Genomic DNA, 18,332 nt, shown 5'->3' on the forward strand with positions numbered 1-18,332 from the left:
TCTCCTTTTATAATGAGAATACCAGGATCCCCACAAGGATCACCAGCAGTCCCAGAAGTTTTCTCTTGGTAAACCGTTCCTTCAACACCAGATATCCCATCAGGGACACAAATATATAGCTGCTGGACTCAATCACAGGCGACAGAGAAAGGGGTACTTTCTTTAATGCCACCATTGTAAGAAGTGTTGACAGGAACAAAAGTCCGTATCCTGTGATCACATAAGGATTCAGATATTCGTGAAGTCTGTCCCTGTATGTCTTATTGGCAGATATCTTCAGCAATATCTGGGAAAGGGATGCCACAAATACGGATACGATCAGAATACATATATAAATCTGCAGTTCATTCATCAGCAGTCACCACCAGGTAAATTCCTCCAAAAATGATCAGTGCCCCAAGGATCATATTCCAGGTGATCTTCTCACCAAAAATAAAGGTACCCCAGATCATCCCCCAGATCAAGCTTACCGGCTTATTAGCATAAGCCACCGTCAATGGCAGATGCTTCAGGATCTGCTGCCAGATCAGGGCATACAAAACCATGATCAGAAGAACGCCTCCATACCATAAAGCAAAGCCGATCAAACTTTTCTGATTGGCTGCCATTTTGGAACATACACCGCTTAAAGAACTCATCAGAAGGCTTACATGCAGAACCAGAAAAAGTCCTGCTGTCTTTTGCTTTCCATTCTCTTTCATGCTATTTTCCCATAATTATTCCATAAATTCAATGTGTATTTTTGATAAAACTTCCTGAAGTCTCTTTCTGCATTCTGTAAGTGTGCTGCCCTTCAGGATCACCTGCCCCAGCCTGTCCCTGCCATTACGATATCTGTGTATCTCTTCTCCAGGGCAAATGTTGAAAGAAAGATCCAGGATATCCCCAGATGGTGCATTGTCATTCCTGATCTCTTTTACGATCCCATCACGTAAAGATAACAGAGTATGTGACAAAACAGCAGGATGTTCTCCATCCAGATGGAACATCTCTTCAACCCCAAGATCCAGAGCCAGCCTTACAATGGCTTCATAATAGTTGATACCAAAAAACTCTCCTACAATCTCCGGCAGACAAGTAGCTCCTGCCCTGGCAGTGATCTCAACCACATAAACCCTGCCATCCTTCCAGATCAGGTCACAGTTCACAGGACAATTATCAAGTCCCAGGGCTTTTACTGCTTTGCCCACCTGCTCCCTGGCCTGCGCGCCAAGAGCTTCCTCTTCATCAAAAGGCACAGAATGTCCTACCGGTGTAGGCACTGCGCTGATGAAAGCTTCTGTATTATCCAGAAGGCAATACAAAAACTTTCCGTCCTTCAGCATAGCTTCTGCCCCAAATAAAGTGCCTTCTATAAATTCTTCTACAAGGCAGTAATCCTTCCCTGTAGCTTCCATAGTAAGCCTGTAATTGGCTCTTGCTTCTTCTTTTGTATTGCTGCGGAAAATCCCTCTGCTCCCCATCAGGTCTACTGCCTTCAGGATCACAGGAAAGGTAAGCTGGGAAAGGGCGGCTTCCAGTTCTTCCTCAGATCTTACACGGATATGCCGTGCTGTCTGTACCCCTGCCTTTACAAAGGCTTCTTTCATTTTCCATTTATCAGAGGCTGTCTGTGCAGGAATGGCTTTTGGCCCGGTAAGCCCCATAGCTTCACACACAGTCCCTATAGCCGGTACTCCTGTATCAAGACAACAGGTGGTGATCCCCTGGATCTGTGTGCGTCTTGCCTCTGCCAGCACTGCCTGTGGATCTGATATGTCTGTATAGGAACATTCGTCTGCTTCTGCAAAACCTGGCCAGCTGCCTGGTGTGCTGCAGACAATGGTATAAATCCCCAGCCTTTTCGCCGCCTGGATCAGTGGCATCTGAGAGTAACTGGCTCCCAGGATCATCAGTTTCTTCATGGAATCCCTACCTCTTCTTAAAAATCAGGGCATGAACCGCCCGGTTATCGCTGTATCATATCATAGCGTTTTTGTCCGATACTGTCAACTGACGGAGCCCAGGATTTTGCGCGCCTGCTCCAGAGAATCGGTCTGCACAATATAATACCCATATCTGGAGCCACTGTCTGTAATAGGATGGGAGCCAGGCTGACTGTCCAGCACAAACTCCCGGATGATCTCAGGGCACGTTTCTTTTAATTGGTAATAAGCCTGAAGATCTTTTTCATCCATGATAAAACGAATGGCTGCATACATTCCTTCCTGCTTCCGGGCAAATTTGGGCGCATTCCCTAATGCTATGTCCACCACCATTCCTACAAAATCCTGTCCTGTGGACAAAGGCACCAGATGTGAGCCGATACAGTCCCCGCCCATTCTGGATCCGATCTCAATAATGTGGATATCACCCTTTTCATCAATACGGAATTCGCTGTGACCGGCGCCATTTTTCACCTGCAGGGCATCCAAAGCTGCAAAAATCATTTTCTTTGCTTTTTCTTCTGTTTCAGTATGAAGAGGTGCAGGCTGTAAATGACCTGTTTCAATAAAATGAGGAGTTCCTGTGGTATATTTCTTTGTAATAGCCAGACAATGATGCTGTCCTGCAAAGCTTATGGTTTCCATGCTATATTCATCCCCGGAAAGATAGCCTTCCACAATGGCTTTCTTTTCAAAGGACTGACTGACTGCGGCAGTGATAGCTGCCTTCAGCTCCCTTGGGTTATTTACCTTTGTGATGGCCCTGCTCCCGGAACGGTCTGTAGGCTTTACGATCACCGGATATTCCGGTATCTGTACCTTGTCCTCTTCTTCCACGATGGTAAAAAAAGGTACAGGGATCCCAGCCAGAAGAAAGGCCTTCCGCATGGCATACTTATTGGTAGAGTTTTTGATACACTCTTCCGAATTGCCTGGAAGTCCCAGCCTTTCAGCCAGATACTGTACCGTTATATTTGCCAGGTCAGAGCCAATAGTCGCTACTCCATCCGGCTGGATCTGTTTACAGATCTCCAGTATTTTTTCTTTTTCAGTAATACTGATCTCATAAAAGTAATCTGCATCTGCCGCACCTGTAGCGCCTTCTCTCCATGCAAAGACATGGGTCTGATAACCCATGTCCTTGGCTTTTCTTATGAGCGGGCGCTGAAAATCATTTGCTCCGATGATCACAATTTTCTTCATAGTCCCTGTTTATCCTTATTTGCGTATGTTTTCCTTAGCTTTTTGTTTACAGGCTGTATTGACCTGTTTCTCTTTATTTCCGCTTATATCGTCTCACATAGACACCGTTTTTATCAAACACGTAGATCATTCCGCTGGCTGTCCGGATTCTTGTATGCTTTGCACATAAACCTGCTTTGTCACCAGAAGGATAGAAATAATATTTCTTACCGTTTAATCTCAGCCATCCCTTCTTTGCCTGTCCGTTCTTCTGGAAATAATAGGTATTATATACTCCATTTTCCCGGATGGTCTTAAATCCTCCGTTAAATCTTACACCATTATTTCCGAAATAGAAGATCCTTCCATTTCTTACCAGCTTTTTATTCCTGTACATGATCCTGGTGTCCAGATCAAAGAAATAATATTTTCCTTTGATCCTCTGGCTGCCCTTTAATGCAATGCCCCTGCTGCCAATATAATATTTGTTGCCGCTTTTTGTTACCCAGCGGTTGGCAGTACGTACACCATTTTTGTCCACATAATACACTACACCATTTACTTTTACAAGGCTGTTCACGTACATATTACCGGATACTGGATGGAAGTAATAGTATTTACCATTAATCTGCTTCCAGCCCTTTACACGCTCATCATTGATGTAATAACACTGTCTGCCATTTTCTGTATACCAGCCATTTTTTACAGATATATCAGCTGTAGATGCTTCTGTTGCAGGGGTATATCCTTCCCTTGCTGACCATCTGGGCGTCACACGTGTAGTATAATCTACAAAGCCATAATTCAGGTCCACATTATTTTCTTTAGGAATACCTGCTACCAGCCCTTTGGTAGTACGCATGTAAGAGCCTTCTCCAAGATTCCCGGCTGTACACTGCCAGATCCCATAATTGTATACACTTCTGTCCGGTGCAGGATTCTTATCACTGTAGCTTGCGATCCATACGTCAAGTCCGGACAGCATACTCATATTTACCTTTTCTTTATACCAGTGGGTATTCATATAAACCATTGGTGTATATCCGGCAGCCTTCACTTCATTGCAGAAGGCAAGTGTCATTCTTGCGATCTGGTTCTTAGATAAAGATTCCATTTTGGAATATTCAATATCATATACAACCGGATAGGAAACCTTGTAACCGTTCATCTTACTGATGGCCAACTGTGCTTCCTTTAAAGCTGCAGTGGTAGTGGTGGCTTTGCTGTATACGTAAGTTCCAACCGGAAGATCTGCTTCATTCGCAGAACTCATATTATAATCATAATACTTATCCATATAATCTGTACCAGAGGAAATGCGGATAAAAGCAAAATCAATGTCTGAATTTTTCACTTTCTGCCAGTTGATCTTCCCCTGCCATTCTGATACATCGATACCTCTTGTTACCACTCCGGGAATCTCTGCGCCGCTGCCATTGTAACACACACCGTTGATCCGTCTCCATGCACGTTTGTCCACAGCAGAAGAGCTGGAAGCTCCTACCTGTGGAACCTCTTCTCCTTCTGCTACGTTCTGCCGCAGTAATGCCGGATTCACACTTTCTGCTTTTACATCCTTCGTTCCAGAAATCCCTGCTGTTCCTAATGCCATTGCAAGCATCCCGCAGGTCAGCCATTTTTTCCAGTTTTTCATTTATACCTTCCAAATCCTTTCTTAACAAAACTCCTCACAGTTCGGCACCTTCCCAGTTACGTTCCAAAATATTCTCTACATGTGTGCCAAACCTTATCAAAATTATTACATTTTTGTTACCTGTTTATTATACATAGGAATCCCCTTAATTTCAACAAGATTTTCCGCACCGTTCTAAACTATCACACCCAATTACCACAAGAAACAGTACAGAAAACAAACATAGGCAAAATAGTATCACTGGTTGCATTGTAAAAAAGGAGATGCTGCCGCAGCAACATCTCCCATTGTAATTTATTTTGTAATAGAAGGATCTGTAGGATCAAAAGTGTATGGAGCACGCAGAGCTACCAGCGGATTGCGTCCCAACGGTCCCTTGAATACTTCTTCGCTCCTGGCTGTGCCATCAAAAATAGTAATCGCAGATCCATTGCAGTTCTCATAAACCCACTTGGCATCTGCTACACATACACGGATACATCCATGGGAAGCAGGCTCTCCAAGCATATTGTAAAATCCTGCCGGAAGTGCATATACATCCGGGCTGCCTCCTGGTACGGAATGCACAAGAACATTGCCAGTTACATGTGTCCCATACTGTCCCCAGGAATTACCCATCAACGGCTGCCATCTGGCGCTGCGGCTAAGCCTGAATGTACCTACCGGGGTAGGTGTGGATGGTAGTCCAACAGAAACGCGGATACTCTTTACTGGAATGGTGCGATTGGAATTATATACAGTCATAACCCCATTCACACGGTCTACTGTAACAGAATATGGTCCAGCCACCCGATCAGTCACATCATTGATCCTGTAACCGTCTGCATCAAAGTAATAACGCAGACCATCGATCACACAGGATGTATTCTTCACAAAGCCTTTCTTAGATGGGTCAATATACCGAACCAGATTCTTTGAATCATTTTCAATCACCCATCCTGTTGTAAATCTTCCTGTATTGTCCAGATATCCGTATGTACTTCCTTTTTTGATAAATGTATTGCGAACTGCTTTGTAATTCTTGAAGTAATAGGAATTGCCCTTCACCTTCTGCCAGCCGCTCTTACGAAGTACACCAGTCTTATATGCATAATACCAGTTGGTACCGTCTGTTGCCAGACGCCCCTTAGCCATCTTGCCATTCCTTTTGGATGAGGTACTTGGTGTAAAGAAGTATGTCTTCTTCCCAACCTTATACATGCCGCCGGCAAGCTTTCCGTTTTCTCTGAAATAGTAACCGGACTTCAGCAGCTTGTTCTTATAATGGTTTCCATTCTTTGTAAAATAGAACCATCCATAAAATTTACCATTTACAGTTACCTTCTGCCAGCCAGTCTTTTTGACGATCTTGCCAGGTGTTTTACCGAAATAATACATCCGGTTCCCTGCACCTGTACAGCGATGCCAGCACTTCTTCCATGTTGCACGGCTGCCATACTTGCCCACATAATACTTGCTGCCTTTATAGGTGACGATCTTATTGATATAGATCTGCCCCTGGGCATCCGTCAGATAATACTTGCCATTCTCAGCCTTCTTCATGGCATTTTTAAGGATATAGCCATTCTTATCCAGAAGATAAGATCTGTCTCCTTTTACAGCAGGATCCAGTTTGGTAACAATAGTTCCATGCTCATATAGCTTACCCAGATCGGCCACATTGTCTCTGCCCGTATTAAAAAACTGCCACTTCTCACCTTGATCTGTCTGCCGGCAAAGCCATCCGCCATAGAACATCCTGCCTGCAATACCATAAGCATCTTTTTCTTCCTGGAAATAATAGGTGGAAGTCACACCGTTCACAGTAAGCTGGATCATACCTGTACGTGGAACTCCATGCTCATCCAGGCAGTAATAATTTCCATCGATCAGATAATATCCTGTGTATTTTCCCTGCGCCTGGTATTCCTGATCCAATTGAGACAGAGCCACCTGATTCCCTGATGGGTCGTAGTAGGAAAAAGCACCTGATGCCTGATCCCAACGCCAGCTTCCGGCAGTATTACCTGCTTCCTGTGCTGAAAGATCCTCACCAGCAAAAACATTCCCATCATTAAACAGACTTTCCTGGCTGTCTGCATCCAGTCCGGACGCATCAGCGGACGGCTCCTCCTGTACAGTGCCCTCCTGCACATCTGCTCCCGTCAGTTCATCCTGGCCAATATCAGTAATCTCTGTAGTAGTCTCCGTTTCAGTCTCTGTTTCAGTCCCTGTCACAATTTCTGACTCAGTTCCTGTTTCACCTGCCTCCTTTGATGGTACAGCAGTTAAATCCTCAACCCCCTCATCTGACCCTTCTGCAGCAGTCTCTGTAAAAGAATCCACTTCCATAGCATAAGCAGACGGCGCAGCTGTCATACACATAGCTGCACACAAAAGCATAGATACAATTCTTTTTTTCACTTAAGATCTCCTTATTCCCCTAATCCGCCTTCAATTGCCTTTACCAATGCTTCCAGTGCTTCCTTTTCATCTGCACCTTCGCACACCAGTTCAATCTCATCTCCGCACTTCACACATGCCCCAAGCACGCTCAGTACGCTTTTGGCGTTTGCAGTTCCCCCACTGAATGTAAATGTAATCAATGATTTGAATTTGATTGCCTCCTTACACAGGATTCCTGCCGGACGCAGATGCAGTCCTGATGGATTGTTCACAATTACTTTCTGACTTACCATTTTATCACCCCTTATCCATTATTATCTTCCACATTGGAGATCTCGGAGATCGTCACATCTGTGGTCACATCCTCAAGAAGCTCATAGCCCTTTGGCAGCTTCACTGTCACAGGCACTTCATAGCTACCTTCCGTCTTTCCATCCAGATCAATGGATGCCTTAATATCCGAAACATCAAACTCATCAATATCCCCGTCTACAGCCTTTACCTTCACACTGATACTATCTGTGTCAAAAGCGAACTGCAGATCAGAAGGTTTGTTATCCACTTCGATCTCATTAGCAGGAAGACTGAATGTACGACTGCCAACAGGCAGGATAGATACCCGCACCAGCACATCCTCGCTGGCTCCACTTGTAAGCTTGGTATCCTCAGGAAGCACATCCTTCAGGCTTACCTTCTTTTCCATATCACCCTTCTCACCGGAGATATCTACACCATCTCCTGAGATCCACAATGTATTATCTTCCAGTCTCAGCTTCTCTAATGCCTCATCCGTACCTGCAATGCTGATGGTGTCAGGCACTGTAGTCACACTGTCTACCTGATAACCATCTGCCGCTTCTCCTGTATAACCGGCACGCAGCTTCACACCTGTACGGATCTTCCAAAACTTGGTGGTAACTGTTACCTTAGGATTGTCAATGGTCAGATATGCCATCTTGCCGTCAGTAAGACTGTCCTGGTTCTTATCAATAATCTGAAGATTAACATCTTCTGTCACATCTTTTGTTTTGCCGTCCACATTCACGGTAGCATTTACTTTATCAATTTTATTGATCAGCGACTTTGGTCCTGTGATCCTTACTTTTTCCGGGCTTGCAGTCTGAGCACCTACCTCATAGCCTTTCCCCGGTGTACTGGTGCCATAATTAGCATTCACCAAGAAATCCTGGGAGGCTTTTTCTTCCAGACGCACCTCCAGATACTGAGGTGTCACTTTTATGTTATCAGCAGAAACACTACTGCAGCTTGCTGTAATAGGAACCATCACCGGCTTTGTATCAAGATTCCCTGCCTGCTGCAGGTCAGCTACTACAGATATATCAGAAGCCGTCAGACGTGCAAGGGTCTTGCGCTCTGCAGTCACAGAAACCCTTACAGGATCCGGATTGTCATCCTGCATAACCATCTTATTGTCACTGTCCACGTATGCCTTATTGATCACTTCCACGTTCTCCCCTGGAATAATGATCGTCCTGGTCTTAATAGGATTATCCACATTGACAACCAAAAGCCATACCAGGATCCCCACCAGGATGGACATGATTTTCAATGGAATATTTGCTGTAAGCTTCCTATTATTGTTCATGTTTCGCCCTCCCCTTCAGCAGATGGCGTAATTTACCGTTATCAACAACCTTTTTATTCTGTGCTTTAACAAGTGCTTCCCGAAGCTGGGCACTGGTCAGCCCTCTGGAAAGCTTCCCCCCCTTCGCAACAGATACCTGTCCTGTCTCCTCTGACACGATAATCGTCAGAGAATCACTGACTTCACTGATCCCTACACCTGCTCTGTGGCGGGTTCCCAACTGTTTGCTCAGTTCCATATTATCAGAAAGAGGCAGATAGCATGTCGCAGCTACGATACGATTGCCTCTTACAAGAACCGCTCCGTCATGAAGAGGCGTATTATGCTCAAAAATATTGATCAGAAGCTGGCTGGTAAGCACTGCATCTACATTAATACCAGTCCGCTCATATTCTGTAAGACGGATATTCTGCTCGATCACGATCAAAGCACCGGTCTTGACTTCTCCCATATCAAAGCAGGCCTTGACCAGTTCATTTACAGTCTTGTCTGTAAAACGCTCCTGTACTTCCTTGCTTGTATCAAACAATGGGATCGCAGACATGATCTTTTTCTGTCCAAGCTGTTCCAGCACTTTACGAAGCTCTGGCTGAAAAATAATGATCACTGCAGTAATCAGCACAGTAGACAAATTCTTTACGATCCAGAGAATGGTGCTCATCTGGAAAACATATGCAATAAAAATAAACCCAAGAACTATCAGGATACCCTTCAGCAGTGTATATGCACGGGTGAATTTGATCCAAACCATGAACTGATATACAAAGAATGATATCAGGGCAATTTCGATCACATCAGTGATTCCAACCTGCGGTAATGCCAGCTTAGGAAGATACCTGGCAAGCATAACTGCAATATCCTGCATAACGGTCTCCTCTCATTTATTGTAATCAGCGCTGCTTTGGCGCCGGTTTGGTTTACAGTTACAGGTAATAACAATTCAGCATCCTTGTAATCACCGACTGCTGAATTGTTATTACAGATCTTTCAAAGACTCTTCCAGTTTCTTCTCAAAGTCAATTTCATCCATATCGTCTTCCTTTGAAACCGGCTTTGCCTTTCTTGGCGTAGGTGCAGGCGCTGTCCTTCGTTTCTTTGGTTTGTCACTTACAGCCTGCGTAGGCTCTGTGAAAGATACCGCTTTCTTTTCTTCGGAACGTCTCTCTTCCCTTATAGGCTCTCCGTTGATCTTCTTGATGCTTCTTTCGGAAGTAGATACAGACGCCTTGGGAACAGCCTTTACATAGTAAAAATATTCATCATCCTCATATTCCAGTCTCTCTGTACGGCTGTAATCCCCTCCAAATACAAAGAATTCCAGAATAATGGCAAATACCACTGACAAAACTGCACAGGTGATCAGTGCCGGCATGGAAACAGTTGCGTTCAGGAAAAGACTTCCTCCCAGCATCACAAGCACATAAGTCACACCGCCTGCAACAATAGCGATCCTCCATGCATAATCAAAAGCACGGGTACGAATCAGATAAACAACAAGGACCACAAGAACAAAAGCAACTACTGTGATCCACATACCCCAATTCTGTGCAAGCCCGTCTGCAAGAAGCTGCAGCTTGTCTGCCACTTCCAGGTCTGTGTTCATCAGTGATGCAGACTGTCTTTTGATAAATCGGATAAAATAAAACAATACCACACTGCATCCTGCCGGAATAGCGGATACTGCATTGCCCATAAGGCCGCTGCCAATAGGCAGGATCGCCGGAACATTAAACATAAAGGTGATCGGTGTAAAAGCCATCACAGTATTCTGTCCGCCGCTGAATCTAAGGAAAAAGATCACCATTACCAGAATCAGTACCAGCATAAACCCTGCAGTCTCCAGGCTCAAGGCATAGCCGTGAAGGATCATCAGGATAAATCCTGCATATACTGTCACAACAGATGGCAGTATAGAACAGATCAGAGCCAGGATCAGCACAACAAACATACTGTTCAGCTGACTCATATATCCCATATTTTCATTGATCCAGGTAAAATACAGCATGGCAAGAACAAATTTGAATACAGGAAGAAGATAAAGTTCATATTGCCCATACAGGTTTTTAATTTTCTGTTTTAATTCAAGTAGTGCTGTCATCTTTTACGTCCTCCTGTGATTTCCCGTCCGGAATTCTTTTTCTCTTCACGACCGTAGATCCTCTCCAGTTTGGTCAGTTCTTCATAATACTTCTTAACACTTTTCTTGGCACAGTGATATTTCACAGTATATGCAATATAAGTAAGAACCGAATAACTGATCAGCACCACAGCATAACCGCCAACCACTTTCATGCCCAGACTGACCAGATCCATCTGATTAATATTATTCATAAGATATTCTGAATAATATACAGCTACTGCTGCAAGAACCAAGGCATATCCGATAGTAACCAGAAAAAAATTTTTAATTAATGCAAGCCCGATATAATCGCTGCGGTAATATCTGCTGACAGGCAGATACTTCTTCCCGCCCCGCTTTTCATACATTGCAAGCCTGTTCATTATCTTGACTTTCTCTTCGTTGATCATAAATGACTCCTTGCTTTTGATACTATAAACGCATTTTAACCATATAGATTAATTGTATCATATATCCTATGCTGTGAAAAGCATTTTTTGCCATGAATCAATGGATTCCACTGCACAGAGTGAGAAAAAACACTGCCTCTGCCCCGCTTTTTTTCAGGCATCCGGCGATCTCATCCATGGTACTGCCTGTAGTATACACATCATCAATGATCAAAATACGCATTCCGTCAATTCTTCTGGTAATTTCAAAAGCACCTTTCAGATTACGGCGACGTCCTGCTGCATCCTGCTCCTTCTGAGCATCTGTATGTCTGATCTTTTGTACAAGCCCGGTATCCAAAGGAAGCTTCATCCACGCAGCAACGATCCCTGCCAGATCCACTGCCTGATTAAATCCCCTCTGCCGCAGCTTTGCGGCAGTCATAGGGACAGGTACGATCAGATCCGGTGACCATCTGCGAATGGAATCCTCACCATAGACACACATGGCTCTTCCGAAAAATCGTCCATACTCTCTGCATCCGCTGTACTTATACTTCATCATGGAAGCCTTCATCCTGTCATCGTAAAGAAAAATCCCTTTTCCCGCTGTAAATGCGCCCGGATGAGATCTACAGTCTGCACAGTATTCTTCTCCCTCTTTGATCGGTTTCCCACAGTGATAACATCTTGGGCCGGTAATAGGATGAAGATCCTTTTCACATTCCGGACAAATCAGCTGCCTTTGTTCCTTCATTACCTGATGGCACAAAGGACATCGTCTGGGATAAAGAAGATTCAGCAAGTTCCCGGATACGCATGTCCAGAGAGCTGTAACGCTTCTGCTGCTTTTCATTGCGGATCATCTCCCCAAAAGTTTCTTCACTTCCCACTACAGTTACACATTTCCTTGCCCTGGTAACAGCTGTATACAAAAGATTACGGTTCAGAAGCATCCTTGGTCCTGACAGGATCGGAAGGATCACTGCCGGATATTCTGACCCCTGGGACTTATGGATGGTAATGGCATAAGCCAGTTCCAGTTCCTCCAGCTGCTTAAAAGAATACTCTGCCCATCTTCCATCTTCAAATTCCACAGATGCAATCTCTGAAAATTCATTGATTTCCTTCAGTATCCCGGTGTCTCCGTTAAATACGCCTACTCCCTTTTCTACAGGAATGCCATATTTGCCCCGCACTTCCCATTCCATCTGATAATTATTTTTAACCTGCATCACCTTGTCCCCTTCACGGAACATCTGCTGCCCGGCTTCATACTCCCGTTTACCCGAATCCGGCGGATTCAGATATCTCTGCAGGATCTGATTTAGCCGCTCCACACCCAGAAGTCCTTTACGCATAGGGGTAAGCACCTGTATCTCAAAGGGTCTGGCTTCCACATATCTGGGCATCTTCTCCTGGATCAATGCGATCACCACGCGGATGATAATATCTGCATCATATCGCTTCAGAAAAAAGAAATCCCTGCTTTTGTTATCTAAGGATACCTGTTCTCCACGGTTGATCTTATGGGCATTCACCACAATATCGCTCTCAGACGCCTGCCGGAAGATCTTGGTAAGTTCCACCACAGGAAATACCTGGCTGCGGATAATGTCTCGCAGTACATTCCCGGGTCCTACGCTTGGCAGCTGATTTTCATCTCCTACAAGAATCAGCCTTGTGCCGGCAGTGATGGCCTGAAGCAGAGAATGCATCAGAAAAATATCCACCATGGACATTTCATCAATAATGATCACATCCGCATCCAGCGGATTCTGAGCATTTCTGTCAAAATGAATAGCCTGATTGTCATGCTCTTCATCCGGAACACCGTTCAGTTCCAAAAGCCTGTGGATCGTCTGTGCTTCATATCCGGTGGTCTCCGTCATTCTTTTGGCCGCTCTGCCTGTAGGCGCAGCAAGTCGAAGTTCTGCTCCCTCCCCTTCAAAAAAGCGGATAATAGCATTAATGGTGGTGGTCTTTCCTGTGCCAGGACCTCCTGTAAGAATGAACAGGCCATTTTCTGCTGCTTCTTTTACTGCTTTTTTCTGCATTTCATCCAAGACAGTACCTGTTTCCTTCTGTATCTGGGCCAATCTGCGCTCTACCAGTTTTTCATTCTCAGGACATTTAATATTCAGTTCATTCAGCATTCTGGCTGTATTCAGCTCAATCTGATAATATTTGCTGGGATAAACCAGAGTAGCCTCTTTTGTTTCTTTTAATACAAGTTTCCGGTCAATAGCCATATCCATCAGATGCTTTTCCATATAGGAGGGATCCACATCCAGCAGTCTGGAAGCTCTTTCAAAAAGCTCTTTTTGGGGCAGATAAATATGGCCTTCACCTGAAGCCTGCATAAGAGTATACAACATACCGCTGCGAATCCTGTAATCCGAATCTGTATGTATACCGATCCTGGATGCAATCTCATCTGCGATCTTAAATCCCACGCCAGAAATGTCTTCGGCCAGGCGGTACGGATTCTCCTGAAGCACACCGTAAACAGCCTGGCCATATTTCTGGTATATTTTTGCGCCAAGATTCAGGGATATCCCGTATTTCTGCAGAAAGATCATGGCTCTCCTCATATCTGCCTTTTCTGTAACCTGGGCAGCAATCTCCCGCGCTTTTTTCTCACTGATCCCTTTAACTTCTGAAAGACGTTCTGGCTCCTCCTCTACGATCCGAAGTGTATCTTCTCCAAAATGCCGAACGATCCTGGCAGCCAGCGCCGCCCCGATTCCCTTGATGGCTCCTGATCCAAGATATCTTTCCATTGCAAGGCTGTCTTCCGGCATCTTTTCTGTATAACTGTGTATCTGAAACTGCTTTCCGTAAACAGGATGAGTAGTGTAAGTGCCTTCCGCCTCTATAGTCACGCCTTGGCTAATAGAAGGAAAACTGCCTACACAAGTCAGTTCTTCCTCCTTTGTGCCTTTCACCACCATAACTGTATATCCATTGTCATTATTACGGAAAACCACATGGTCAATATAACCGGTAATCTTCTCACTCATTCTTTCTAATCATCCATCCTCGACATGATCTCTGCATATTTTCCTGTTCCTGCAGCAACTACCATGATGGCATCCTGTACAGTCAGCGTATTTACGCCTGTTTTCTGTTCGATCAGGTTATCTATGCCATGAAGCAATGCCCCTCCGCCGGTAAGCACGATACCCCGGTCTACAATATCAGCGGCAAGTTCCGGCGGTGTTTTCTCCAGAACTCCATGTACAGCCTCTACAATCTGTCCTGTAGCCTCCCTAAGAGCCATCCTTACTTCTTCAGAGGTAAGGGTCACTGTCTTGGGCAGTCCGGTGATCACATTGCGCCCTTTCACCTCCATAGTCCTGGGAGATGCTTCTTCGATGGCAGTACCGATCTTTATCTTGATTCTTTCTGCTGCATCCTCCCCTATAAACAGATTGTGGGCTTTCCGCACATAACCCATAATGGCCTGATTAAAATTATCTCCTGCCACCTTAATGGAACTGGATACCACAACTCCTGCCATAGAAATCACTGCAATATCTGTAGTACCTGCACCAATATCCACGATCAGATTGCCAAACGGTTTTGTAACATCCACACCTGCACCAATAGCAGCGGCAATCGGCTCATCTGCAAGAAAAACCTCTCTGGCTCCTGCCTGGTAGGTCGCTTCTTCGATAGCCTTTTTTTCGATTTCAGTGGTCCCGCTGGGAATACAGATGCTGATCCTTGGCTTGCGGAAAGCTCTGCGTCCCATTGCCCTTGAAATGAAGAACTTCAGCATTTTCTCCATAACTGTGTAATCTATAATCACACCTTGGCGAATGGGCCAGATAATCTCCATATTGGAAGAAACATGCCCTGCCATCTGCTTTGCTTCCTCTCCCATTGCCTTTATTTTTTCTGAATCTTTATCATATACTGCTACTGTAGGCTCCATCAGCACAAGGCCTTTCCCGGTAGAATATACCTGGCTGTTTCTGGTTCCAAGATCAATTCCTATATCGCTTGCCGGCATTGTGAACCTCCCTTTAATTCCTGTTTATTTTCCCAGAACTGTAACTGTTAAAAACATAGTTACGTTTTTCTTATTATACGCAATTCCCCTCCAAAAAGAAAGCTCTTGTCACCGTAAATATTTGGCTACGTACTGGCCGGTGTAGGAGGACGGGTTGGCTGCAACCTGCTCCGGCGTACCAAAGGCAACCACAGTGCCGCCCCTGTCGCCGCCCTCCGGGCCTATATCTATGATATAATCTGCAGTCTTGATCACATCCAGATTGTGCTCGATCACTACCACAGTATTTCCTCCTTCAGAAAGGCGCTTCAGGATCTCCACCAGCTTGTGCACATCTGCGAAGTGAAGACCTGTGGTCGGCTCATCCAAAATATAAATAGTCTTTCCGGTACTGCGTTTGCTCAGCTCTGCAGCCAGCTTAATCCGCTGGGCCTCTCCTCCGGAAAGAGTTGTAGAAGGCTGTCCAAGCCGGATATAAGAAAGTCCTACATCATATAAAGTCTCTATCTTTCTGCGGATGGACGGAATATTTTCAAAAAACGGAAGCGCTTCTTCTACAGTCATATTCAGTACATCATATATGCTTTTGCCCTTATATTTCACTTCCAATGTTTCACGATTATACCGCTTACCCTTGCAGACCTCGCAGGGCACATATACATCCGGAAGAAAATGCATCTCAATCTTAATAATACCATCTCCGCTGCAGGCCTCACAACGCCCACCCTTTACGTTGAAGCTGAATCTGCCCTTCTTATAGCCTTTGGCCTTGGCATCGGCAGTGGCAGCAAACAGGTCACGGATCTGATCAAAAACGCCGGTATAAGTAGCCGGATTGGAACGTGGAGTCCTTCCAATAGGAGACTGGTCAATATTAATCACCTTATCCAGCTGCTGGATCCCCAGGATATCACTGTGCTTTCCAGGAATCACCCTGGCTCTGTTCAGATCCCTGGCAAGACGCTTATACAGGATCTCATTCACCAGGGAGCTTTTCCCGGATCCGGACACACCGGTCACACAAGTCATCACCCCTAGCGGAATGTCCACATTGATCTTCTTCAGATTATTCTCAGCTGCGCCACGGATCTTCAGGAAACCGGTTGGTGTTCTCCGTTCCTTTGGTACCGGGATCTTAAGCTTGCCGCTAAGATATGCACCTGTAACAGATCTTTCATTCTTCATCAGATCTTCTGCAGTACCGATACCCACAAGCTCTCCGCCATGCTCCCCTGCTCCGGGTCCAATATCAACTACACAATCTGCAGCACGCATGGTATCCTCATCATGCTCTACTACGATCAATGTATTGCCCAGGTCACGAAGATGCATCAACGCTCGAAGCAGCCGGTCATTATCCCTCTGGTGAAGCCCGATACTTGGTTCATCCAGAATATAAGCAACTCCTACAAGACCTGACCCGATCTGAGTCGCCAGACGGATCCTCTGAGCCTCTCCTCCGGAAAGAGTGGCAGTTGCCCTTGCAAGAGATAGGTAATCCAGCCCAACATCTGAAAGAAAGCCTACTCTGGCAACAATCTCCTTCAGGATCTGCCGGCCGATCAGCATCTGCTGAGGTGTAAGCTGGATATCCGAAAGAAACTCTTTCAGTTTTTCGATTGATAAATTGGTGATCTCATAAATGTTCTTATCTGCCACAGTAACTGACAAGGATTCTTTCTTCAGTCTCTGACCTTTACAAGTGGTACATGGTGTAATCCTCATAAAGCTTTCATATTCCTGCTTCATGGTCTCCGAACCTGTCTCTCTGTACCGCTGCTCCACATTACGGATCAGTCCCGGGAAAGCCACATCATAAACCCCTTCTCCGCGCTGTCCCTTATAGTATACCTTTACGGAGCGTCCTTCCGTACCATTCACAAGAATATCCTGAATCTTCTGAGGATATTCCTGAAATGGCGTATCCAGGCTGAAATCATATTCCCTTGCCAGGGCAGAAAGGATCGCATAGGTAAAGCTGCCTTTATCTGTGCAGGACTGCCATCCGGTAACTGCAATAGCTCCATTTGCGATGCTTAAAGACTTGTCCGGGATCATCAGGTCTATATCAAACTCCATCTTATAGCCTAATCCCAGGCAGTCCGGGCAGGCACCAAAAGGATTATTAAAGGAAAAGCTTCTTGGTTCGATCTCGTCAATGCTGATCCCACAGTCCGGGCAGGAAAAGCTTTGGCTGAAATTAAGATATTTACCGTCCATAGTATCTACCACAAGCAGGCCATCAGAAAGCCCCAGCACTGTCTCAATAGAATCTGCAAGCCTCTTCTGGATCCCATCCTTCACAATCAGCCTGTCTACAATAATGGCAATGGTATGCTTAATATTCTTATCCAGCTTGATTTCCTCAGACAGCTCATAAACACTGCCATCAATCTCTGCCCGCACATATCCGCTTTTCTTTGCCTGCTCCAGAAGCTTGGCATGAGTGCCCTTTCTCCCACGAACGACTGGCGCTAGCAGCTGGATCTTTGTACGCTCCGGAAGCATCAGGATCTGATCCACCATCTGATCTACCGTCTGCTTCCTGATCTCCTTACCACATTTGGGACAATGAGGAATTCCTACCCTGGCATACAGCAGCCTGAAATAATCATAGATCTCTGTCACAGTGCCTACTGTAGAACGAGGGTTCCTGTTGGTAGACTTCTGGTCAATGGATATGGCCGGAGGCAGGCCTTCTATGCTTTCTACATCAGGCTTCTCCATCTGTCCCAGAAACTGCCGGGCATAGGATGACAAAGATTCCATATATCTTCTTTGTCCTTCTGCATAAATGGTATCAAAAGCAAGGGAGGATTTACCGGATCCGCTCAGTCCGGTCAACACTACAAATTCCCCTCTTGGAATATCTACATTCAGGTTCTTCAGGTTATTTTCATTAGCTCCTCGAATGCGGATAAACTGTTTTTTATTATTCTGATCTATGGCCATATCTGCCTCCTGTTTTCCAGTTCTTCAAGCAAAAACAAATGTTCGAGTTGTACTTCGTTTAGCATAGCACACGAACATCTGTTTTTCAAGGGGTCTGTTTAG

The 18,332-nt window shown here is 45.2% G+C and carries 15 protein-coding genes; all 15 read right to left on the bottom strand.

Annotated features, from left to right (window positions below; all coding sequences use genetic code 11):
- Positions 1-7: 7 nt before the first annotated feature.
- On the bottom strand, positions 8-352 hold the full coding sequence (locus tag AB5916_RS09895) for an EamA family transporter (RefSeq protein WP_173727261.1): 345 nt from the start codon (positions 350-352) through the stop codon (positions 8-10).
- The gene (locus AB5916_RS09900) at positions 345-701 is read right to left on the bottom strand and encodes an EamA family transporter (protein WP_368190597.1); all 357 of its coding nucleotides are present in this window, start codon (positions 699-701) and stop codon (positions 345-347) included. The genes AB5916_RS09895 and AB5916_RS09900 overlap by 8 nt, the downstream gene beginning before the upstream one ends.
- 15 nt (positions 702-716) lie before the next feature.
- Positions 717-1,904 (bottom strand): ATP-grasp domain-containing protein, encoded by a 1,188-nt coding sequence (locus AB5916_RS09905; protein ID WP_368190599.1) that lies wholly within the window; start codon positions 1,902-1,904, stop codon positions 717-719.
- Positions 1,905-1,988: 84 nt separating this feature from the next.
- Positions 1,989-3,128 (bottom strand): ATP-grasp domain-containing protein, encoded by a 1,140-nt coding sequence (locus tag AB5916_RS09910; RefSeq protein WP_368190600.1) that lies wholly within the window; start codon positions 3,126-3,128, stop codon positions 1,989-1,991.
- 73 nt (positions 3,129-3,201) lie between these two features.
- Complete coding sequence (locus AB5916_RS09915) at positions 3,202-4,761, bottom strand: GH25 family lysozyme (RefSeq protein WP_368190601.1); 1,560 nt, start codon at positions 4,759-4,761, stop codon at positions 3,202-3,204.
- A gap of 294 nt (positions 4,762-5,055) precedes the next feature.
- Positions 5,056-7,164 carry a L,D-transpeptidase family protein gene (locus tag AB5916_RS09920; protein WP_368190603.1) on the bottom strand — a complete coding sequence of 703 codons (2,109 nt, stop codon included), beginning with the start codon at positions 7,162-7,164 and terminating at the stop codon, positions 5,056-5,058.
- Positions 7,165-7,175: 11 nt separating this feature from the next.
- The gene (locus AB5916_RS09925; RefSeq protein WP_158421405.1) at positions 7,176-7,439 is read right to left on the bottom strand and encodes an HPr family phosphocarrier protein; all 264 of its coding nucleotides are present in this window, start codon (positions 7,437-7,439) and stop codon (positions 7,176-7,178) included.
- Positions 7,440-7,450: 11 nt separating this feature from the next.
- Entirely contained in the window at positions 7,451-8,752 is a 1,302-nt protein-coding gene (locus AB5916_RS09930) for a YbbR-like domain-containing protein (RefSeq protein ID WP_173727256.1), read from the bottom strand.
- Positions 8,742-9,617, bottom strand: a complete 876-nt coding sequence (gene cdaA / locus AB5916_RS09935; RefSeq protein ID WP_158421403.1) for a diadenylate cyclase CdaA — start codon at positions 9,615-9,617, stop codon at positions 8,742-8,744. Before cdaA ends, AB5916_RS09930 begins: the two co-directional genes overlap by 11 nt.
- 111 nt (positions 9,618-9,728) lie before the next feature.
- The gene (locus AB5916_RS09940; RefSeq protein ID WP_368190604.1) at positions 9,729-10,850 is read right to left on the bottom strand and encodes a hypothetical protein; all 1,122 of its coding nucleotides are present in this window, start codon (positions 10,848-10,850) and stop codon (positions 9,729-9,731) included.
- Positions 10,847-11,281, bottom strand: coding sequence for a hypothetical protein (locus AB5916_RS09945; RefSeq protein ID WP_158421401.1), 435 nt, complete (start codon positions 11,279-11,281; stop codon positions 10,847-10,849). The genes AB5916_RS09940 and AB5916_RS09945 overlap by 4 nt, the downstream gene beginning before the upstream one ends.
- A gap of 97 nt (positions 11,282-11,378) precedes the next feature.
- Positions 11,379-12,017, bottom strand: coding sequence for a ComF family protein (locus tag AB5916_RS09950; protein ID WP_368190605.1), 639 nt, complete (start codon positions 12,015-12,017; stop codon positions 11,379-11,381).
- On the bottom strand, positions 11,980-14,283 hold the full coding sequence (locus tag AB5916_RS09955; protein ID WP_368190607.1) for an ATP-dependent RecD-like DNA helicase: 2,304 nt from the start codon (positions 14,281-14,283) through the stop codon (positions 11,980-11,982). The genes AB5916_RS09950 and AB5916_RS09955 overlap by 38 nt, the downstream gene beginning before the upstream one ends.
- Before the next feature lie 5 nt (positions 14,284-14,288).
- Positions 14,289-15,278: a rod shape-determining protein gene (locus AB5916_RS09960; protein ID WP_158421398.1), complete on the bottom strand. Its 990-nt coding sequence runs from the start codon at positions 15,276-15,278 to the stop codon at positions 14,289-14,291.
- Between the two features lie 108 nt (positions 15,279-15,386).
- Positions 15,387-18,230 (bottom strand): excinuclease ABC subunit UvrA, encoded by a 2,844-nt coding sequence (gene uvrA, locus AB5916_RS09965; RefSeq protein ID WP_173727253.1) that lies wholly within the window; start codon positions 18,228-18,230, stop codon positions 15,387-15,389.
- Positions 18,231-18,332 lie beyond the last annotated feature (102 nt).

Source organism: Blautia sp. 1033sp1_1033st1_G9_1033SCRN_220408 (assembly GCF_040929965.1).
Lineage (GTDB): Bacteria > Bacillota > Clostridia > Lachnospirales > Lachnospiraceae > Blautia_A > Blautia_A ammoniilytica.

Bases quoted from the DNA above. Each gene is read 5' to 3' on its own strand.
- AB5916_RS09895 (WP_173727261.1), bottom strand. From the start codon at position 352: ATGAATGAACTGCAGATTTATATATGTATTCTGATCGTATCCGTATTT.
- AB5916_RS09900 (WP_368190597.1), bottom strand. From the start codon at position 701: ATGAAAGAGAATGGAAAGCAAAAGACAGCAGGACTTTTTCTGGTTCTG.
- AB5916_RS09905 (WP_368190599.1), bottom strand. From the start codon at position 1,904: ATGAAGAAACTGATGATCCTGGGAGCCAGTTACTCTCAGATGCCACTG.
- AB5916_RS09910 (WP_368190600.1), bottom strand. From the start codon at position 3,128: ATGAAGAAAATTGTGATCATCGGAGCAAATGATTTTCAGCGCCCGCTC.
- AB5916_RS09915 (WP_368190601.1), bottom strand. From the start codon at position 4,761: ATGAAAAACTGGAAAAAATGGCTGACCTGCGGGATGCTTGCAATGGCA.
- AB5916_RS09925 (WP_158421405.1), bottom strand. From the start codon at position 7,439: ATGGTAAGTCAGAAAGTAATTGTGAACAATCCATCAGGACTGCATCTG.
- AB5916_RS09930 (WP_173727256.1), bottom strand. From the start codon at position 8,752: ATGAACAATAATAGGAAGCTTACAGCAAATATTCCATTGAAAATCATG.
- cdaA (WP_158421403.1), bottom strand. From the start codon at position 9,617: ATGCAGGATATTGCAGTTATGCTTGCCAGGTATCTTCCTAAGCTGGCA.
- AB5916_RS09940 (WP_368190604.1), bottom strand. From the start codon at position 10,850: ATGACAGCACTACTTGAATTAAAACAGAAAATTAAAAACCTGTATGGG.
- AB5916_RS09945 (WP_158421401.1), bottom strand. From the start codon at position 11,281: ATGATCAACGAAGAGAAAGTCAAGATAATGAACAGGCTTGCAATGTAT.
- AB5916_RS09950 (WP_368190605.1), bottom strand. From the start codon at position 12,017: ATGAAGGAACAAAGGCAGCTGATTTGTCCGGAATGTGAAAAGGATCTT.
- AB5916_RS09955 (WP_368190607.1), bottom strand. From the start codon at position 14,283: ATGAGTGAGAAGATTACCGGTTATATTGACCATGTGGTTTTCCGTAAT.
- AB5916_RS09960 (WP_158421398.1), bottom strand. From the start codon at position 15,278: ATGCCGGCAAGCGATATAGGAATTGATCTTGGAACCAGAAACAGCCAG.
- uvrA (WP_173727253.1), bottom strand. From the start codon at position 18,230: ATGGCCATAGATCAGAATAATAAAAAACAGTTTATCCGCATTCGAGGA.